15 protein-coding genes are annotated in these 19047 nt (G+C 74.9%); 10 read left to right on the top strand and 5 right to left on the bottom strand.

Annotation, left to right across the window (positions count from 1 at the left end; genetic code table 11):
* Window positions 1-21 precede the first annotated feature (21 nt).
* Together ACZ53K_RS08560 and ACZ53K_RS08565 are read right to left on the bottom strand one after the other, a co-directional pair.
* A complete protein-coding gene (locus ACZ53K_RS08560; RefSeq protein ID WP_468833018.1) occupies window positions 22-3300 on the bottom strand; it encodes a sacsin N-terminal ATP-binding-like domain-containing protein in 3279 nt (1092 codons plus the stop codon).
* Between the two features lie 463 nt (window positions 3301-3763).
* Window positions 3764-4708 (bottom strand): DUF3027 domain-containing protein, encoded by a 945-nt coding sequence (locus ACZ53K_RS08565; protein WP_468833020.1) that lies wholly within the window; start codon window positions 4706-4708, stop codon window positions 3764-3766.
* A gap of 408 nt (window positions 4709-5116) precedes the next feature.
* Between ACZ53K_RS08565 and ACZ53K_RS08570 the strand changes: the two genes are divergently transcribed.
* Genes ACZ53K_RS08570 through ACZ53K_RS08585 form a run of 4 tightly spaced genes read left to right on the top strand, consistent with a single transcriptional unit; the run spans window position 5117 to window position 8867 of the window.
* Window positions 5117-6649, top strand: coding sequence for an MFS transporter (locus ACZ53K_RS08570; protein WP_468833383.1), 1533 nt, complete (start codon window positions 5117-5119; stop codon window positions 6647-6649).
* Window positions 6650-6675: 26 nt separating this feature from the next.
* The gene (locus ACZ53K_RS08575) at window positions 6676-7188 is read left to right on the top strand and encodes a hypothetical protein (protein WP_468833021.1); all 513 of its coding nucleotides are present in this window, start codon (window positions 6676-6678) and stop codon (window positions 7186-7188) included.
* 42 nt (window positions 7189-7230) lie between these two features.
* The gene (locus ACZ53K_RS08580) at window positions 7231-8019 is read left to right on the top strand and encodes a futalosine hydrolase (protein WP_468833386.1); all 789 of its coding nucleotides are present in this window, start codon (window positions 7231-7233) and stop codon (window positions 8017-8019) included.
* Window positions 8016-8867 carry a 1,4-dihydroxy-6-naphthoate synthase gene (locus tag ACZ53K_RS08585; protein ID WP_468833023.1) on the top strand — a complete coding sequence of 284 codons (852 nt, stop codon included), beginning with the start codon at window positions 8016-8018 and terminating at the stop codon, window positions 8865-8867. Before ACZ53K_RS08580 ends, ACZ53K_RS08585 begins: the two co-directional genes overlap by 4 nt.
* A 30-nt stretch (window positions 8868-8897) precedes the next feature.
* Here the strand turns inward: ACZ53K_RS08585 and ACZ53K_RS08590 are convergent, their stop codons facing one another.
* Complete coding sequence (locus ACZ53K_RS08590; protein ID WP_030022252.1) at window positions 8898-9281, bottom strand: cold-shock protein; 384 nt, start codon at window positions 9279-9281, stop codon at window positions 8898-8900.
* 214 nt (window positions 9282-9495) lie between these two features.
* Here ACZ53K_RS08590 and ACZ53K_RS08595 point away from each other — a divergent pair, with 214 nt between their 5' ends.
* Window positions 9496-9735, top strand: coding sequence for a hypothetical protein (locus ACZ53K_RS08595; RefSeq protein ID WP_468833024.1), 240 nt, complete (start codon window positions 9496-9498; stop codon window positions 9733-9735).
* Between the two features lie 19 nt (window positions 9736-9754).
* Here ACZ53K_RS08595 and ACZ53K_RS08600 read toward each other — a convergent pair whose 3' ends face one another.
* Window positions 9755-10438, bottom strand: coding sequence for an HAD family hydrolase (locus ACZ53K_RS08600; protein WP_468833025.1), 684 nt, complete (start codon window positions 10436-10438; stop codon window positions 9755-9757).
* A gap of 108 nt (window positions 10439-10546) precedes the next feature.
* Here ACZ53K_RS08600 and ACZ53K_RS08605 point away from each other — a divergent pair, with 108 nt between their 5' ends.
* Genes ACZ53K_RS08605 through ACZ53K_RS08620 form a run of 4 tightly spaced genes read left to right on the top strand, consistent with a single transcriptional unit; the run spans window position 10547 to window position 14619 of the window.
* Window positions 10547-11575 (top strand): FecCD family ABC transporter permease, encoded by a 1029-nt coding sequence (locus ACZ53K_RS08605; RefSeq protein ID WP_468833387.1) that lies wholly within the window; start codon window positions 10547-10549, stop codon window positions 11573-11575.
* Window positions 11572-12663: a FecCD family ABC transporter permease gene (locus ACZ53K_RS08610; RefSeq protein ID WP_468833026.1), complete on the top strand. Its 1092-nt coding sequence runs from the start codon at window positions 11572-11574 to the stop codon at window positions 12661-12663. Before ACZ53K_RS08605 ends, ACZ53K_RS08610 begins: the two co-directional genes overlap by 4 nt.
* Window positions 12660-13508 (top strand): ABC transporter ATP-binding protein, encoded by an 849-nt coding sequence (locus ACZ53K_RS08615; RefSeq protein WP_468833028.1) that lies wholly within the window; start codon window positions 12660-12662, stop codon window positions 13506-13508. The genes ACZ53K_RS08610 and ACZ53K_RS08615 overlap by 4 nt, the downstream gene beginning before the upstream one ends.
* A 40-nt stretch (window positions 13509-13548) precedes the next feature.
* The gene (locus tag ACZ53K_RS08620) at window positions 13549-14619 is read left to right on the top strand and encodes an ABC transporter substrate-binding protein (RefSeq protein ID WP_468833029.1); all 1071 of its coding nucleotides are present in this window, start codon (window positions 13549-13551) and stop codon (window positions 14617-14619) included.
* A 40-nt stretch (window positions 14620-14659) separates the two neighbouring features.
* Here ACZ53K_RS08620 and ACZ53K_RS08625 read toward each other — a convergent pair whose 3' ends face one another.
* Window positions 14660-15979, bottom strand: a complete 1320-nt coding sequence (locus ACZ53K_RS08625) for a hypothetical protein (protein WP_468833031.1) — start codon at window positions 15977-15979, stop codon at window positions 14660-14662.
* A 222-nt stretch (window positions 15980-16201) separates the two neighbouring features.
* Between ACZ53K_RS08625 and ACZ53K_RS08630 the strand changes: the two genes are divergently transcribed.
* Window positions 16202-18895, top strand: coding sequence for a helicase-associated domain-containing protein (locus tag ACZ53K_RS08630; RefSeq protein WP_468833032.1), 2694 nt, complete (start codon window positions 16202-16204; stop codon window positions 18893-18895).
* Window positions 18896-19047: the final 152 nt, after the last annotated feature.

A 19047-nucleotide genomic window follows, 5' to 3' on the forward strand; every position in this document is an offset into this window, starting at 1 on the left:
CCGCCCCGCACCGGAACGGCTTCAGTCGAACCAGCGGGCCTCCGCCAGCTCCTCAGCGCGGTCCAGGTCCTCCAGGAGGGCCGCTGCCTCGAAGCGGCGGGGCCACTGGCCGGCAGCCCAGGCGAGGCCCGCGGCGACGCCCTCCAGGGTGGCCGCGTGGAGGGTGCCGTCCGGGGTCAGGCGCCAGTCGAGTTCGGTGCCGCCCCCGACGGTCAGCTCCTCGTGCTCGACGTACGACCGCGGCGTGTCCGGGCCCAGCAGCGTACGCACGGGCTCCGGAACCTCGTGCCGGCTGCCCTCCGAGGCCACCGGCGCCGCGAAGACCTCGCTCAGCCGCCGTACCTGGAACAGCTCCGCCAGCTCCGCGGCGCGCGCGGGGGTCACCGGCAGCAACGGCAGCCCCGCGGCCAGCGGCATCAGATCCGGCGCATCCGCGACCACGGCCTCCGCCGCGTCCACGATCCGCACCTCCCCGTCCACGACCACCCGCAGTTCCTCCGGCAGCGTCACCTGCTCGGGATCGAGATCCGCCAGCACCCCGTACAGCGCGTGCACCTGCGCGGAGCCCACTTCGCACTCCGGGTCCGCGAGACGGGCCAGCAGCTCGGCCGCACCGCCCGGCTCCTCCAGGAGCGCCGCGACGGAGGTCCGCACGCCGAGGGCACGCAGCACCTGGGCGTCCACGTCGCCCGCGTCCGCCGACTCGTACAGCCCCGCCAGCAGCGGATCGCCGCCCGCCGCCCGCAGACCGGCCGGCCGGCGGCCGTCCAGCACCGGGTGGCCGCGCAGCCACCACGCCGCGTACGGGCGGACCGACTCGGTCGTACCGTCCGGCAGCAGCACCCGCACAGGCGCGGTCAGCGCGTCCCGCAGCGGCGGCCGCGACAGCATCGCCAGCGCCTGCGGCCACGCGTCATCGTCGACCAGGTCCAGGTCCCGTACGGCCACGATCTCCGTCGCGACCGGCGGCACCGGCGTCTCCGGCAGCCCGTCCAGGACGTCCTCGCACCACACGTCCACGGCGTCCAGCACACCGACGTCGTCCGGCTCCGTGAAGTCGCCGTCCCGCGGCTCCAGCTCGTCCGGGTCCAGCACCACGTCAGGAGCCCGTACGAGGGCGAAGCCCGCCAGCACGCCGACGGCGGTCAGCGGCTGCTCCCCCCAGCGCTCCGCGAACCCGGCGTCGACGGCCGCAAGTTCACCCTCCCGGATCACCCGCTCGAAGTCACTCCCCGGCAACACCAGCTCACCCGCCGGCGCCGGCTCACCGTCCTCGTCCGGCAGCGCCAGCGCGGCCAGCCACGGCTCATCCCCAGGCGCCAGACGCGCGTCGCGCACCAGCCCCAGCACGGCCTCAGCCAGCTCCTCACCGCCCAGCCCGGCCGGCTCACCATCGAACCCGAAGGCGTAATCGTCCTCCGCCGCGTCCAGCGAGCCCGCGACGGCCGCCCGCACCTGCGGAGTCGTCAGCACGGCGCGCGGCGCGGCCGGGGTGGCACCCAGCTTCTCCAGCAGCGGATGCACGGCATCCGGGTGCGCGACCTTGAGACCCAGCCGGGCCAGCACCCCGTGCCGCTCCGCCGAGTCACCCCCGTCACCCGCGTTCTGCGAAAGCGGCAGCAGCACCTGCCGCGGACCGATCGTCGTACGCGCCGCCCGGCCATCCTCACCCGCGGGCCCGGCCAGCGGTACCGGCAGCCCGCTCAGCCGCTCCGGGTCCGTACCCGCCAGCGAGTCGTACAGCCGCCACCACCACGCAGGCGACCGGTCCACCCCCGCCAGCCGGTCCACGACCTCACCGAGCGGCACCCGGGCCACACCCAGCGCACGCAGCTCGGACCGCCGCTCCAGCCCGGCGGGCAGCAGGCTCGGAAACAGCTCCGCCAGTACGCGGACCGTGCCGTCCCCCGCCCCCTCGACCAGCTCCGCGTCCACCGGCCGCAGAACGTACGCGTCCTCCTCGCCCCGGGCACCGCCCCAGCCGCCACCCTCACCGGGCGCCAGCTCGTCAGGACCGGACAATGCCGGCACCGCCTCCAAGGACAGCTCCCCACCCGTCACGGGCGTCGCCGCACTCGGCAGGAACCTCACCCGCGGCAGCAGCTCCAGCACCAGCCGCCGCAGCTCGTTGTCCAGCTCCCCCTTGCCCAACGGGCCCGGCACCAGGTCGATGGTCCCCGCCGACACCGGCTGCCAGCCGGCCAGCAGCGACGCGTACGCCTCCGCGGCACGCCGCACCAGATGATCGGCGAGCGCGCCGGGCGCGACACGGCGCCGCGTCGGCTCCAGCGGAAACGAAGCGATCAACAGCGCCGGCAAGCCCTGCGGCTCATCGGTCGGCGTCGGCGCGTGCACGACCGGCGCGGTCACCGGACGCATCGGCGCGCCGTCCTCGTCCACCGGAACCGCCCAGGTCACCGCCCAGTGCGGTCGCAACCGCTCCTCCACCGGGCGGTCCGCCAGCAGCGCCGGATCCAGCGCGCCGCTCTCACTCACGACCCGCCAGCGCGAGACACCCCGCTCGCTGTCCTCGATGACGACGTAAGCGCCCTCCTGACGCCGCCTCATCTGCCGCACACCGTCCGGCGTCTCCACGACGACCTCGGTCAGGCCCGGCAGCGTCAGCAGCAACGCGGCGTCGATACCGGCCAGCAGGCGCACCGTCAGCTCGTGCGCGGCGCCGTCACGCAGCGGCAGCACGACGGAGGTGTCATAGCCCTGCGGCGCCGAACCCTCCGCCGGCAGCGGCAGACGCAGCAGCGGTACGTGACCGTCGCGGCGCCGCAGCTCACCGCCGAGACCGGGACTGTGGGCCGCCACCTGACTCGCCAGCTCCCTGGCCTCGGCCAGCGACCAGCGCACACCGCCGGTCCGGCCGACCAGCGCGGGCTCGTCACTGACCGCGAGCACCGCCGAGAACCCGACACCGAACCGGCCGACGGCGACCGCGTTCTCCGTCTCACGCTTCGCGGACGCACGCAGCGTGGCCAGCGATTCGACGCCGGTGGCGTCGATGGGGGCGCCGGTGTTGGAGGCGACCAGCACAGCAGGCCCGGAACCGGAGCCCTCCGCCGGGTGCAGGGTCAGACGCAACCGCCCGGGGACGCCGGCGCGGGCCGCGGCGTCCGAAGCATTCTGCGCCAGCTCCACGGCGAGCCGGTCGCGATACCCGCCGAGCGCGAGATCCTCCTCGGCGTTCGCATCCTCCCGGAACCGGGCCGGCGAGGCCGCCCAGGCATCGAGCACCCCCCGCCGCAGCCGAGCCGTCCCGAACGGATCTGCCTCTGCCGCTTCGCTCACGATCTCTCCCGTTCCTCCGATGCCGAACTCCACTTTCTACCCGGTGGGGGTGGGGGTGGGGGGCATGGGGGTGGCGGGGTGCGCGCTGCGCGCTTTGCGCGCGGGTTTCGGTTTTTGGCTTTCCCGCCGTGGGGGCTGGGGTTCAGGTGTCCTCAAACGCCGGACGGGCTGTGATTGTGCGGTGCGGGGGGGGGAGGGGCGGCTGGTCCGGTGGGGGTACGCGTGCGGCGCGGTCGGCCCGGTGGGTGGGGGGCTCGGGCCCCCGCAGGGGTCACTCTCCCCCAGCCTCCGGCCGGGGGCACCCCCGGCCGGAGGTTGGGGGAGAGTTGGCCCCCTGCGCGCACCCGCACCCACCAAACAACCCATGCGAACCCGGCGCAAAGCGCTACCCCCTCGCGCGAAGCGCGAGAACGTCCACCCTGATGGGGTGAACCCAACATCATCGGCCACCCCCCGGGAAGGATTAGCTGTGGCCGAACTCCTCCCCCGGCCCACTCTCCTCCACAGACCCCCCCGTACGATCCGGCCGCAGCGCAAAGGGATCGACAACGGTTTCGTCGATGACGGGCGGCGCCGGCCGCGGAGGCTTGGGCATGACGGCGGCCTCGGAGTGGCCCCCGCAGCCGAAGCCGAGGGAGACGACGTGGCCGTCCGCGGGGCCGAATTCGTTGGCGCAGATGCCGAAGGCCTGGCGGAGGGAGCCGGCCAGCGGGACCAGGAAGCCGCAGGAGACGCAGTTGGCGGGTGCGGCCTGGGCCATGGCGGTCTTGGGGCCGTACTCCTCTTCCCAGCGGTCCGCCGCGGCGTGCAGACCGTAGCGGGAGAGGACGCGGGGGCGTCCCATGCCCAGCTCGTCGGCGACCGCCGCGATGCTGCCGCGGGTGGTCGTCCCGGCCTGGGCGGACTGCGCGGCGGCCTGGGCGGCCGGCGAACCGGGCTCGACGTCGGCGTCCTCGGCGTCCGCGACCTCGGTGACGCCCGGCGGCACCGGGGTTCCGGCGTCTTCCGCGGTCCCCGCGGCATTCCGGGCCGCGTCCGTGAAGCCCGGCTCCAGCCGGAGATCCTCGGCCTCGGTGGGGAGCAGGTCGCCGGGGCCCATGTCGCCGGGGCGCAGCCGTTCGCTCCAGGGCACCCATTCGGGGGCCAGCAGCGCGTCGGGGCCGGGCAGCAGGACGCTCTCGTCGAGGGTGACGTGTTTGGCCCGTGAGGCGCGGGCGACGGTCACGGCCCAGCGCCAGCCCCGGTAGCCGGGCTCCTTGCATTCGAACAGGTGTGTGACGACACGGTCCCCGTCGGCGACGGCGTCGACGTGCTCGCCGACCGTGCCGGGCGCCGCGGCCTCCTCGGCCGCCACGCGGGCAAGGTCGACCGCCTCGGCGCACAGGCGGTCAGGGGTACGGCTTCGCATCGCAGCACTCACAAGAATCGATTCTCTCTTCCACGCCGTCTCACGAGTGCGCCAGCCGGAGCTGTCCTGTCCTGTCCGGACGACCGGCGTGCCGGGGCGGGCGGAGCGGACCTGGGGACCGCGTCGACGTCCGCGCCCGGTCATCTCGGTCGAGCGCACCTCTTACGAACCATTCTGCGGGATCGCGGCAAGGCGCGCGGCCAAGAACGACCGCCGGTGGCGCGCTACACACGCTACCCCTTCAACGGTGGACGACCCCTCGCCGGGAGCGGCAAATGTCATGGGCAGCGTCCGGCGGCCGTGCGGTCCGGCGCGACCGGCGCCGGAAAGAGCCATGTCCCGGGCGAGTTGGGGCAGTATTGCTGCGTGGCTGCCGGACGGGCGTCGAGGAAGTCGCGGCTGCCGCGGATGTCGCGGGCGCCGCGGGTCTCCAGGTCGGGGACCGCGGGAGCCGCCCGCGCCCCGCGGATCGCCAAGGCTTCGCGGATTTCCACGGGCCCGCGTGTCCCCAAGGGGACGCGGGCCTCGACGGCGTCCACGCGGCCGGGGCGGGAGGGCGGCCGGGCGGGCCGCGCGTGCCGTGCCGCGGGCCGGGCGCTGCGCCGCCCGTTCACGGCGACCGGGCGCGGCATACGGCGCGCCACGCACGCGCACGGCGCGGGCGAGTCGGGTCTCGGCAAGCTGATCGAGCTGCACGCGGTGAATTCGGCCGGTGACATGTTGATCACGGTTGCGCTGGCCTCGACGGTGTTCTTCTCGGTGCCGACGGACCAGGCACGCGGCCGGGTGGCGCTGTACCTGGCCGTGACGATGGCGCCGTTCGCGCTGCTGGCGCCGGTGATCGGGCCGCTGCTGGACCGGCTGCCGCACGGCCGCCGGGCCGCGATGGCCGGGGCGATGCTAGCCCGCGCGCTGCTCGCGCTGACCATGTCGGGCGCGGTGGCGGGCGGCGGGCTGGAGCTGTATCCGGCGGCATTGGGCGTATTGGTGTCTTCGAAGGCGTACGGGGTGGTGCGGAGCGCCGTCGTACCGCGCCTGCTGCCGCCCCGTATCTCCTTGGTGAAGGCCAATTCCCGGGTGACGCTGGCGGGGCTGCTGGCGACGGGCGCGGCGGCGCCGCTGGGCGGCGCGCTGCATCTGATCGGGCCGAGCTGGCCGCTGTACGGCGCGTTCGCGGTGTTCGTGGCGGGTACGTTCCTGTCGTTCTCGCTGCCGCACAAGGTGGACTCGGCGAAGGGTGAGGGCCGGGCGCGGCTGGCGTCCGCGGCGGACGGCGAGGGGGCCGGGAAGGCGGCGGGCGAGCGGCCGGGGAAGGCGTTGGCGGGCGGGCGGCGGCCGGGGCTGCGTACGGTCGGCCCGTCGGTGCTGCACGGTCTCCAGGCGAACTGTTCGCTGCGGTCGGTGTCCGGTCTGCTGACGTTTTTCCTGGCGTTCCTGTTGCGCGAGCATCCGCTGGGCGGGCTGGGGCCGCAGGTGTCGCTGGGGCTGGTGGCGGTGGCGGCGGGCGCGGGCAACGCGCTGGGGACGGCGGTCGGCGCGTGGCTGCGGTCCAGGGCGCCCGAGCTGATCATCGCGGCGGTGATGGGGCTGGCGATGGCCGTGGCGGTGACCGCGGCGCTCTTCTACGCGGTGCTGGCGATCGTGGTGGTGACGGCCGCGGCAGCGACGGCGGGGCTGTGCCAGGCGCTGGGGAAGCTGTCGCTGGACGCGGTGATCCAGCGCGATGTGCCGGAGCTGGTCCGTACCTCGGCGTTCGCCCGTTCCGAGACGGTGCTGCAGCTGTCGTCGGTGCTCGGCGGCGCGGTCGGCATCGCGCTGCCGCTGAACGGGACGGTGGGCCTGGCGGTGGCCGCGGCACTGGTCGCGGCGGGCGCCGTGCTGGCCGTACGGGGTCTGCTGGGCGCGGCGCGGCACGGCGCGCCCCACCCTCGTGTGGCGTGAGAGGAACCGACCGATAGCCTGCCCGCATGACCGCGTTCTCTTCTTGGGGCACAGGCCGCCGCGCCGCTGCCGCCCTCGGTGCCGTGTCCCTGGGACTCGTCACCCTCTCCGCCTGTGAGAAGCCGACTCCGCTCGCCACGGTGACCGCCGGCAAGGACACCGTGACCGCCGAGGCCGCCTGCTACGACGACGGCAAGGTGCTCGGCGATCTGGCCGCCAGTGACAAGAAGGCGCAGGCCGAGTTCACCAAGTGCCTGACCACCGCGCCCAAGAAGACGCTCACCGTGCACCCGGGTGAGAAGCTGCGGCTCGGTGTGGAGCCGGACGTGGCCGAGGACGGCTGGATCGCGCTGTCCAACAACAGCCCGATCACCAACGTCAGCAAGCAGACGTACCAGGTCGTCGCCAGCGCGGACCAGCTCTTCGTGAACCAGCAGACCCGCAGCCTGGCCGATTCCACCGTGGTGTCGGTCGTGGCCACCAAGGGCGGCAAGTACACGGGCGTGTGGAACGTCAAGCTCGAACGCGCGGAATCCTGAGTCCGCTGAGGTACGCGTGAGGCTGGTGGTGGCGAGGTGACCATGACGCGTGTCCTGGTCGTCACCGCCGTCGCGGCCGAGCGTGACGCGGTGGCGGCGGGTGCGACCGGTGACGGCGGCGCGGAGGTCGTCGCGCTGCCCGCGGGCGGTTACGCGCTGCACCGGGTCCGGGCTGCCGCGCCGCCCGCGGACGAGCGGGCCGGTGCGGTCCTCGACGTGCTCGCCGCCGGTGTCGGACCGGCTGCTGCCGCCGCCGGTACGGCGACCGCGCTGACCGCCGCAGTCTGTGCCGGAGCCGGGTACGACCTCGTCATCTCGGCCGGGATCGGCGGCGGTTTCGCCGCCGACAGGTCCGCCGGGCGACCCGGCGCCGCGGTCGGTTCCGTGGTGATCGCGGACGAGATCGTCGCCGCCGACCTGGGCGCCGAGACACCGGACGGCTTCGTTCCGGTGACCGAACTGGGCTTCGGGACCGTCGTCCACACTCCGCCGCCGGACCTCGTCCGGGCCCTCGCCGCGGCCACCGGTGCCGTGTGCGGCGCGGTGCTCACCGCCTCGACCGTGACCGGAAGCGCGGAGCACGCCGCGCGCCTCGCCGCACGCCACCCGCGCGCCCTCGTCGAGGCGATGGAGGGCTTCGGTGTCGCCGAGGCCGCCGCCGCGCAGGGCCTGCCGGTGCTCGAAATCCGTACGGTCTCCAACGCCGTCGGCCCTCGGGACCGCGCCGCATGGCGCATCGGGGACGCGCTCGGCGCGCTCTCCGCCGCCTGCGCCGCGCTCCCCCGCGTCCTGACGGCGGCCGGGACCCCGACCTCCTGGAGGACGCCATGAGCGACCCGCTCAAGATCGCCTATTCGCCGTGCCCGAACGACACCTTCGTCTTCCACGCGTGGGCGCACGGCAAGGTCCCGGGCGCCCCCGAGCTGGACGTCACCTTCGCCGACATCGACATCACCAACGGCATGGCGGAGCGCGGCGAGCTGGACATCCTGAAGGTGTCGTACGCGGTGCTGCCCTGGGTGCTGGAGGAGTACGCCCTGCTGCCGTGCGGCGGCGCGCTGGGGCGCGGCTGCGGCCCGCTGGTGCTGACCAAGGAGCCGGGCGAGGCCAAGGACCTGGCCGGCAAGACGGTGGCGGTGCCCAGCGAGCGCTCGACCGCGTACCTGCTGTTCCGGCTGTGGGCGGCGGAAGAGGTGCCGGGCGGCGTCGGCGAGGTCAAGGTGCTGCCGTTCGACGAGATCATGCCGGCGGTACGGGACGGCCGGGTCGACGCCGGGCTGGTCATCCACGAAGCCCGCTTCACGTACCGGAACTACGGGCTCAGCTGCCTCGCCGACATGGGCGAGCACTGGGAGCGCACCACCGGGCTGCCGATCCCGCTGGGCGCGATCATCGCCAAGCGCTCGCTGGGCGCCGAGCGGCTGCGCGAGCTGGCCGCGGCGGCCCGCGAGTCGGTACGGATGGCCTGGGACGACACCGAGGCGTCCCGCGCCTATGTGCTGGAGCACGCGCAGGAGATGGATCCGGCCGTCGCCGACCAGCACATCGGCCTGTACGTGAACGAGTTCACCGCCGACCTCGGCGAGAACGGCTACGCGGCCGTGCGCGGCCTGCTCACGCGCGCCGCGGCCGAGGGGCTCGTACCGCCCCTCGGCCGCGATGCGCTGAGCTTCGGCTAGCCGGCAGCCGCCCGGCTCACGGGCCGGTCGTCAGACGTCCAGTTGGTCGGCGACCGCCCGGAGCATGTTCGCGATCTTCCCGCCGTGCGCCTTGTCGGGGTAGCGGCCGCGCTCCAGCTGCTGGGTGACGCTCTCCAGGAGCGTGGTGAGGTCCTGCACGATCGACGCCAGCTCGTCCGGCTTGCGGCGCTGGGCCGCCGCCACCGACGGCGCGGGGTCGAGGATCGTCACCGAAAGCGCCTGGTCACCGCGCTGGCCGGCCACTACGCCGAACTCGACGCGCTGGCCCGGCTTGAGTGCGTCCACGCCGTCGGGCAGCACCGACGAGTGCACGAAGACGTCACCGCCGTCGTCGCGGGAGAGAAAGCCGAAGCCCTTCTCGCTGTTGAACCACTTGACCTTGCCGGTAGGCACGTCTGTCCTCGTCCTCGTACTCGTCGGAAAACCACTGGGGTCCGGATACTGCGGTGTCTGCGTTTTCTGCGTCTTCCGCGGGAAAAACAGCTCTGGATAGCAGTGCAGCGGGCCACCGGACCCGCCACCCCCCAAGGCTAATGGTCCGGTGCCCGGTGACAAGACGTCGCCGGGTGGTTCCCCCGCGCTTCTGGCCCGGACTTACCCTGGTCCTGTGTCTGACGAAACTCCCCAGGCCGGGGATCTGCTGGTCCGGATCGGCGCGATTGTTTTCCTGATTGGCGCGGTGGCCACTCTCGCCACCGTGACCCCGTTGTTCGTCGGGGCCGATCCGCTGCCGTCCGTCTTCTACTGGGTGTGCATGCTGATGGGCGCCGGGTTCCTCATCGCCGGGGCCGGAGTGCTGCGTTCCGTCGCGGCGCAGCGCCGGCAGGCGAGGTCGTCCGCGGCGTAGCGGCCCGCCGTTTACGGAGTCACGCGTTCCGCCGGGCGCTGTCCGCCACGTACTCCGCCAGCCAGGCCGGGAAGCCGGTCAGGTCGTCGAGGAGCACGTTGGCGCCGGCCGCGCGCAGCTCGTCCGCGTCGCACGGCCCGGTGGCCACGGCGACGGACACCGTGTCGGCGGTCCGCGCACCGCGTACGTCGCCGGTGTGGTCGCCGACGTAGACGGACGCGCCGTGCGCGCGCAGCGCCTCGGCCTTGGCCTCCGCCCACAGCGAGCCGATGACGGCGTCCGCGCCGATGTCCAGGTGGTCGAGGTGCAGCTTGGCGTTGGGCTCGTACTTCGCGGTGACCACGATCGCCCGCCCGCCGTGGCGCTGTACGGCGGCCACCGCCTCGCGGGCGCCCGGCATCGCGAGCGTCCCGGTGATCGCGTGGGCCGGGTACAGCTCGCGGTACAGATCGCTGATCTCCGCGACCCGCTCCTCGGGGAACCACCGGCGGATCTCCTGCTCCAGCGGCGGGCCGAGCCGGGTGATCGCCGCGTCCGCGTCGACGTACGTCCCCGTCGCGGCGGACAGCGCCTCGTAGGCCGCCTTGATGCCGGGGCGGGAGTCGATCAGCGTCATGTCCAGGTCGAAGCCGACCGTGAGTGTCTGCGCTGCCGTGGCGGCCGTGGGATCGGGTACCGGGGTGTGCGAAGCCATGGTGGCCATTGTGGCTGATGGCCACGGCAGGGCGGGCCTGCACCGGGCCCCTGCGGACCGCACCCGCCCCGCGTAGCGGCGCCGTACCGCGGGAACGCTCCGAGTGAGATGGAACCGATGCCGGCCGTCCGGTCCAGCAGCCCCAGAGCCTCCCTGACGAGACGCCGCGTCGGCTGGACGGCGGTGGCGCTGCTCGCCCTGCTGCTGGCGGTGCTCCTCTCGCTCGCGGTCGGCAGCCGCCAGTTCGCGCCGTCCGAGGTCCTCCAAGCGCTGCTGTACGGCGGCGACGGCGACGCCGCGCAAGTGGTGCGCTTCCTGCGGTTACCGCGCACACTGACCGGCCTGATGGTCGGCGCCGCGCTCGCCCTCGCGGGTACGGCGATGCAGGGCATCACCCGCAATCCCATCGCCGACCCGGGCATCCTCGGCATCAGCCAGGGAGCCTCGGTGGGCGTGGTCCTCGCACTGTCCTTCCTGGGAGTGCACACCCTCGGCGGCTATGTGTGGTTCGCCTTCGCGGGGGCCGGGGCCGCCGTGGTCGTGGTGTACGCGATCGCCGCCGGTGGGCGCGGGGGTGCGACGCCGGTGAAGCTCGCCCTGTCCGGCGCGGCGGTCAACGCGCTGCTCGTCGCGGTGACGATGGCGGTGCTGACGACGAAGGCGGCGGCGCTGGACGAGTTCCGGTTCTGGCAGGTCGGCTCGCTGACCGGCCGGGACAGCGCGGTCGCCGCGCAGATCTGGCCGTTCCTGCTGGCGGGCGCGGTGCTCGTGCTGTCCGTCGCGCGCGGCCTGGACGCGCTGGCGCTCGGCGAGGACGTGGCCAAGGGGCTCGGGCAGCACGTCGCCGCCGTACGCGTCGTGGCCGGGCTCGGGGCGGCGGTGCTGACCGGGGCGGGCGTCGCGGCGGCCGGTCCGATCGCCTTCGTCGGGCTCGCCGTACCGCACCTCGCCCGTGCGGCCGTGGGCGGCGGCCACCGCTGGCTGCTGCCGATGGCGGCGCTGCTCGGCCCGGTCGTGGTGCTGGTCTCGGACACCGTCGGGCGGGTGCTGTTCCCGCCGTCGGAGGTGCCGGCGGGGGTGCTGACGGCGCTGATCGGCGTGCCGTTCCTGGTCGCGCTGGTACGGCGGAAGGGGGTGCCGGCGTGACGGCACCGGTCGCCGGTTCCGGCACCGCGGTACGGCAGGGGCGGCGCGTGCGGCCCGCGGGGTACGCCGTCGTGCGCGCCGGGCGCGCATCCTTCATCGTGCACCGACGGGCGGCGGGCATCGCCGCCGCGCTGGCCGTCCTGCTCGCCGCCGTCTGCCTGGCGTACCTGTGTGTGGGCGAGTCCTTCGTGGCGCCCGACGAGGCCCTGAAGGCCGCCCTCGGGCAGCCGTCGTCGGCCGGACTGGTCGTCGGGACGCTGCGGCTGCCCCGGATGGCGGCCGGGCTGCTGGTCGGCGCGGCCTTCGGGGTGGCGGGCGCGCTGATCCAGACCGTGGCCCGCAACGCTCTCGCCAGCCCGGACGTCATCGGCGTCACCCAGGGCGCGAGCGCGCTGACGGTGGGCGCGCTGACGTTCGGCGTGACCTCGTACGCCGTCCTGCCCTACCTGTCGGTCGCCGGGGGCGTCCTCGCCGCCACCCTCGGCTACGTCTTCGCCTGGCGCGGCGGCCTGCACGCCACCCGCTTCGTCCTGATCGGCATCGGCTTCGCCGTCGCGCTGCGCTCGGTCACCCACCTCTTCCTCACCAAGGGCGACCACCTCGTCGCCCAGCAGGCGCAGGTGTGGCTGACCGGCTCGCTCAACGGACGCGGCTGGGCCGAGGCCGCACCGCTCGGCTGGGCGCTGCTGGTGCTGCTGCCCGCCGTCCTGTGGGCGGCCCGCGCCCAGCGCACCGTGCCGATGGACGACGACACCGCGACCGCCCTCGGCGTACGGCTGAACCGCACCCGGCTCGGGCTGGTCGCACTCGGCGTGGTGCTGGCGTCGATGGCCACCGGCGCGGCCGGGCCCGTCGACTTCGTGGCGCTGCTGGCCCCGCAGATCGGCCGCCGCCTGACGCGTACCGCGCAGATCCCGTTGCTGTGTTCGGCGCTGCTCGGCGCGCTCGTCGTCGTGTTCGGCGACCTGCTGGCCCGCAAGCTGCTCGCGCCGACCGAGCTGCCGGTGGGCGTGCTGACCGCGGCCGTCGGCGCCCCGTACCTGATCCACCTGATCATCCGCAGCCGGGCCGTGGGAGGCAGGGCGTGACCGAGGGCAGCACGGACACGGCTCCCGCCGTCAGCCGTCTCACGGCGCGGGACCTGACCCTCGCCTACGAGGACCGCACGGTCGTCGACGGGCTCGACCTCGACGTCCCGCACGGCGCGGTCACCGTCGTCGTCGGCCCCAACGCCTGCGGCAAGTCCACGCTGCTACGAGCCCTGGGCCGGCTGCTCACACCCCGCCGCGGCGCCGTCCTGCTGGACGGTACGGACCTGGCCCGCATCCCCACCAAGAAGATCGCCCGGTCGGTGGGGCTGCTGCCGCAGACCCCCGTGGCGCCCGAGGCGATCACCGTCGCCGACCTGGTCTCGCGCGGCCGTCAGCCGCATCAGCGCTGGTGGCAGCAGTGGTCCGAGGCGGACGAACGGGCCGTCACCGAGGCCATGGACCGTACGGACGTGACGCCGTTGGCCGACCGGCCGGTGGACGAACTGTCCGGCGGGCAGCGGCAGCGGGTGTGGATCGCGATGGCGCTCGCGCAGGAGACCGGCCTGCTGCTCCTGGACGAGCCGACGACATACCTGGATATCTCACACCAGGTCGAGGTGCTGAACCTGATCCGGCAGCTCAACCACGACCGGGGACGCACCGTCGTCGCCGTCCTGCACGACCTCAACCAGGCCGCCCGGTACGCCGACCACCTGGTGGCGATGAAGCAAGGGCGCATCGTCGCACAGGGGCGCCCGGCGGCGGTCGTGACGGCGGAACTGGTGCGTGAGGTGTTCGGGCTGGAGTCGGTGGTGGTACCGGACCCGGTGACGGGCTCGCCTCTGGTGGTGCCGGGGCGGCCCTGGCAGGCTCCGGGCGGGGGCGGGACCGCCGCGCCCTAGTCCGGGTGACCTCGCCGCTCCCCAGCCGAAAGGGCTCGTCATGCCGCTCTTCGCCCTTCCCCGTCCGGTTCCGTGGGCCGGCGGCCGTCGCCGTGCCCTGCTCGCCGCGGCGTCCGCGCTGGCCGCTTCCGTGGCGCTGACCGCCTGTGGTGCGGGCGGTTCGTCCGGTACGGGCCGTTCCGGCAGCGGTTCCGCCAAGGCCGCCGACTGCCCGGCCCAGCCCGCCACCACCTGGGCGCGGCCCGCGTCCGGCGCGGGCAGCCACCCGGTACGTACGGCGCAGGGCGAGGTGGAGGTGCCCAACGCGCCCCGGCGCGTGGTGGTGCTGGACACCGCGGAGCTGGACTCCGCGATCACGCTCGGCGTCGTACCGGTCGGCGCCACCCGCTCCGACGTGGCCGGCGGCTTCCTGGACTACCTGCCCGAGGACCGGCTCGCGGGCATCAAGGACGTCGGCAGGATCGGCGCGCCCAACCTGGAGGCGGTCGCCGCCCTCGACCCCGACCTGATCCTGACCAGCAAGGTCCGCGACGGCGGGCGGTACGCGCAGCTCAAGGCCATCGCGCCCACGGTCATGACGGAGACCACCGGCTACCCGTGGAAGCAGAACTTCGCCGTCCACGCCGACGCGCTGGGCAAGATCCCCGAGGCGAAGCGGACGGTCGCCGCGTACGAAGCACACGCGAAGCGGGTCACCGCGGCGCTCGGCGGGGCCGCCGCCGCGCGGCGCACCACGACCAACGTCGTGCGCTTCATCGAGGGCGCGGACACCCGTATCTACGGCTGCCGCAGCTACATCGGCACCATCCTGAACGACATCGGCACCGGCCCGACCAGCGTGGTGCAGGACGCGCGGGACGGGCTGATGATCGAGGTCAGCGCGGAGCAGATGACCAAGGCCGACGCGGACGCGGTCTTCTACTCCGCGTACGGCAGCCCGGACAAGTCCAAGGAGACGCAGGTCACCGGCGGCGCGCTGTGGAAGAGCATGAAGGCGGCCAGGGACGGCCGGACCTTCCGCGTCGACGACGAACTGTGGATCCAGGGCATCGGCTACACGGCCGCCGACAAGATCCTGGCCCAGCTGCAGGAGAAGCTGGCGAAGAAGTAGCCGGAGGCGGCGGGTCCGGTCCGGCCGGGCCCGCCGCCGCTCAGCGCGGCCGCCGCATCCGCCACACCAGGAACAGCGCGGAGGCGACGGCCGCGATCCGGACCACCACCGGCAGCACCCCGGTCAGCTCGTTCCCCAGCTGCCCGTCGGCGATCGGCTCGCCCCACCGCCCGTCGACCCGGCCCCACAGCCACACCACCAGCCCGCCGACGATCAGCCCCGGCACCCCGAGCGCCGCGAACTTCACCTCACCGCGCGGCAGCCGCCGGGAGGTGTACGCGAGCGCCCAGCCACCCGCGAGCGCCAGCCAGGACCCCAGTACCGCGCCCGCCACCAGCAACAGCACGGCCAGCAGCAGGACCGGGCTGAGCGGCGGCCGCGCGGCCTGCACGTACTCCACCGGCTCGGTCTCCTCGGCGTACGGCTCCGGCGCGGCCGGCCGCCGGCGCCACGCGAGCACGCGCGGCAGCACCCGGGGCAGTACGCCGGTACGCGGCGCCTCGGCCGCCTCCTCGCCGTGCCCGTCCTCCGCGTCCCCGTCCTCCTCGCCCTCGTCCGCCTCCCCGTCCTCGTCCCGCTCGCCCTTCTCCAGGGACAGCGGGCCGTCCTTCCGCTCGCCCGGCGGGCGCTCGCGGATCTCGGGGATCTCGATGCCGCCGATGAAGCCGGGCACCGTCTCGCCGGGTTCGTACGGCCCGTACGGCCCGAACGGGCCCTCCTCCACCCGCCACCAGTCGGGCTCGCCGGCGCCGTCTCCTTCGCCTTCTCCGAAGGCGACGGTGCTGTCGCCCAGCTCGTCGAAGCCCGCGAGGTGCGGCGGGGAAGCGGCCGGCGGCGGCTCCGGCTCCTTGGCGCGGGCGGAGCGGCGCCTGCCGTCGCGTGGCGCGGGAACCTTTCCGGCCAGGCCGCGCAGCCCTTCGCCGAGGCCGGACAGGCCCGGCAGGCCGCTGCTTTTGGCCGGACTGCCGTCCTGGGGCCCGGGGGCCGCCGTACTGCTCGTTTCGCCCGGTACGCCCGTACCGCTGCCCGTACTGCCTGCACCGCCCGTACCGAAGCGGCGCGCGGCGCCGCCCAGCTTGTCGCGCAGGCCCGGCCGGGACTGCGGTTCCGCCGCGCTCTGCGGCGCCCGCTCGGCAGACGGCCCGCTGCCGCCCGCCGCCGACACCACCGCCTCGGGGGTACCGAGCCGGGACAGCACCCGTCTCACCCCGGGCACCGTGTCCGGCTTCACCGCGTCCACCTGCGCCCGCAGCTCGGCCACCAGGCGCATCCGCGCCCCGGAGGACAGCCCGCGCTGCTGGGCCAGATCACCGACCCGGCTCAGATAGTCAAAGACCAGCTGGTCGCTTTCGATCCCCACGAAATCCCCTGTGGCACAGCCCGGTTCCTCCCGAGACCGTACCCCCGATCGGTCCTCCTACGGGGGCGGCGGCGCCGACCGCCGTACACGGGGCGCGCTCCCGGCCGCCACCGTCGTACGCCCCGGCCACCGCCGTCGGACCCGGGCCGCTCCGGCGACGGCGGGCCGTCCGGAACGGCGCTGCACCCGCCAACGTCACACACCCCCGCTAACGTGTAGCGGATGAGTGAAACACCCCGCACGCTCGCCGAAGAGCTCCGCACCCGCCCCGACAGCGGGCTCGCCGACCTGCTGCGGGCCCGCCCCGACCTCCTCAGCCCGGTCCCCGGCGATCTGACCCAGCTCGCCACCCGGGCCGGTACCCGCGCCTCGGTCGTCCGGGCCGTGGAGCGGCTGGACCGTTTCGCGCTGCAAACCGCCGAGGCGCTGGCGGTGGCGCCGGATCCCTGCCCGTACGGGACGCTGCTCGGGCTGATGACGGGGGACGCGGGGGCGGAAGGCACTGCCGGGGCCGACGGGTCTGACGGGTCTGACGGGTCTGACGGGTCTGACGGGTCTGACGGGTCTGACGGGTCTGACGGGACAGGCTGGGCGAACGGTCCTGACGGGACCGCCGCCGCCATCACCGCCGAGCTGCCCCGCGCCCTGCGCACCCTGCGCGACCAGGCGCTGGTCTGGGGCGGCGACGACCGGCTGCGCCTCGTCCGTACGGCCCGCGAGCTGCTCGCGCCCGGGCCCGCGCACCCCTCCCCCACCGGCCTGGGGCCGAGCGTCGCGGAGGCCTCGTCCGGCATGTCGCCCGGCCGCCTCCAGGAGATCCTGGCCGCCGCCGGGCTGGCCGCGACCCACGACCCGGTGACCGCCGTCGGCGCGCTGACCGACCTGTTCGAGGACCGCGGGCGGATGGCCGCGCTGCTCGGAGGCGCGCCTGCCGAGGCGCGCGCCGTACTGGACCGGCTGGTCTGGGGGCCGCCCTACGGCGCTGTCACCGACCGGCCCGCCGCCCACCTGCAGTGGCTGCTGGACCGTGGCCTGCTGCTGCCCGCCGGGCAGCGCAACGTCGTCCTCCCCCGCGAGGCGGCGCTGCACCTGCGCGCGGGGCGCGCGCACCGCGTCCCCGAGCCGTTGCCGCCCGCCCTCGCGCCCACCACCGAACGTGATCCACAGCTTGTGGACAGTGCCGCCGCCGGCCAGGCATTCACCGCGCTGGCCACCGTCGAGGAACTGCTCAAGGAGTGGGACCTCGGCGGGCCCGGCGTGCTGCGCGCCGGCGGTCTGTCGGTCCGCGACCTCAAGCGGACCGCCGCCGCCCTGGACTGCACCGAACAGCTCGCCGCCTTCTGGCTCGAACTCGCCTACGGGGCCGGGCTGCTGGCGTCCGACGGCGAGGCCGACGAGCGGTACGCGCCCACCCCCGCCGCCGAGGACTGGCGCCAGCTCCCGGCCGAGGAGCGCTGGGCGCGGCTGGCCACCTCCTGGCTCGCGGCGACCCGTACGGCGGGGCTGGTCGGCACCCCCGACCCGAAGGGCCGCACGCTGTCCGCGCTCGGCCCGAACCTCGACCGCTCCACGGCGCCCGAGGTGCGCCGCCGGACGCTCACCCTGCTCGCCTCCCTGGCACCCGGCACATCCGTACCGGCCGAAGCCGTACTGGACCGGTTGCGCTGGGAACGCCCGCTGCGCGGCGCGAGCCGGCCGGCCGCGGCTCCCGCCGCGAACAGCGGCGGCAAGGCGGCCGCCGCCCGCCGGCCCGATCCGGCCACCGCGGCCGACGCCGACGCCGCCCGCAACGCGGCCACGGGCCCGGCCCCGGCCGCCACCGAAGACCTCCGCTCCCGCATCGCCCGGTGGACGCTCGCCGAAGCCGAACTCCTCGGCATCACCGGCCGCGGCGCCCTCGCCACCCACACCCGCGCCCTCCTGGAAGCCGGCGCCGAGGCGGGCCCCGCGGACGAGCAGAGCGCCGCCACGCGCGCCGCCGCCCTCGTCGCCCCCCTCCTGCCCGAACTCCTCGACCACGTCCTCCTCCAGGCCGACCTGACCGCCGTCGCGCCCGGCCCCCTGGAGCGTCCCCTCGCCGACGCGCTCGGTGTCCTCGCCGACGTCGAGTCCAAGGGCGGCGCCACCGTCTACCGCTTCACCCCGGCCTCCGTACGCCGTGCCCTGGACGCCGGCCGCTCCGCCGCCGAGCTCCAGTCCTTCCTCGCCGCACACTCCCGCACCCCCGTACCGCAGCCGCTCGCCTACCTCATCGACGACGTGGCCCGGCGGCACGGCCGGCTCCGGATCGGCGCGGCCTCCGCGTACGTACGCTGCGACGACGACGCGCTCCTCACGGAGATCCTCGCCGACCGCCGCGCGATCGTCCTGCGCCTGCGCCGGCTCGCCCCGACCGTGCTGGCCTCGGCCGCCCCGCCCGACCAGCTCCTGGAGGGCCTGCGCGCCATGGGTTACGCCCCCGCCGCCGAGTCCGCCGAGGGGGATGTCCTCATCGCCCGCGCGGACGCCTACCGCACCCCGCCGCGCACCGCGCCCGCCCCGGTCCCCGAGGGCCCGCCCGCCCCCGACACCACTCTCCTCGAAGCGGCGGTCCGCGCCATCCGCGCCGGCGACCTGGCCGCGACCGCCGAACGCAAGCCGGCCGGCGCGCCCGCCGCGGCCCCGGCCCCCGGCGGCCTCCCGCGCACCACCTCCGCCGAAACCCTCGCCACGATGCAGGCCGCGGTCCTGACCGGCGCCGCCCTGTGGATCGGCTACGTCAACGCCGACGGCGCCGCCAGCCAGCGCGTCATCGCCCCCGTCCGCGTCGAGGGCGGCTTCGTCACCGCCTACGACCACACCGCCGATGAGGTCCGCACCTTCCCCCTGCACCGCATCACGGGCGTCGCGGAGCTGGCGGACGAGACGGCTTCGTGAGGGGGCGGCCGCGGCTCCGCGGAGCGCCCGCCCCCTGAACCGTCAGCGCCTCTCCCGGAGCCGGTGACAGCAAGAGCGCTTCCCCCACCAATTCGCGACGCCGCCCACGGCCCTCCCCCAGAGCCATGACCTGCTCTGTCGTCCAGGGACCG

This window comes from Streptomyces sp. NPDC033221 (assembly GCF_055577005.1).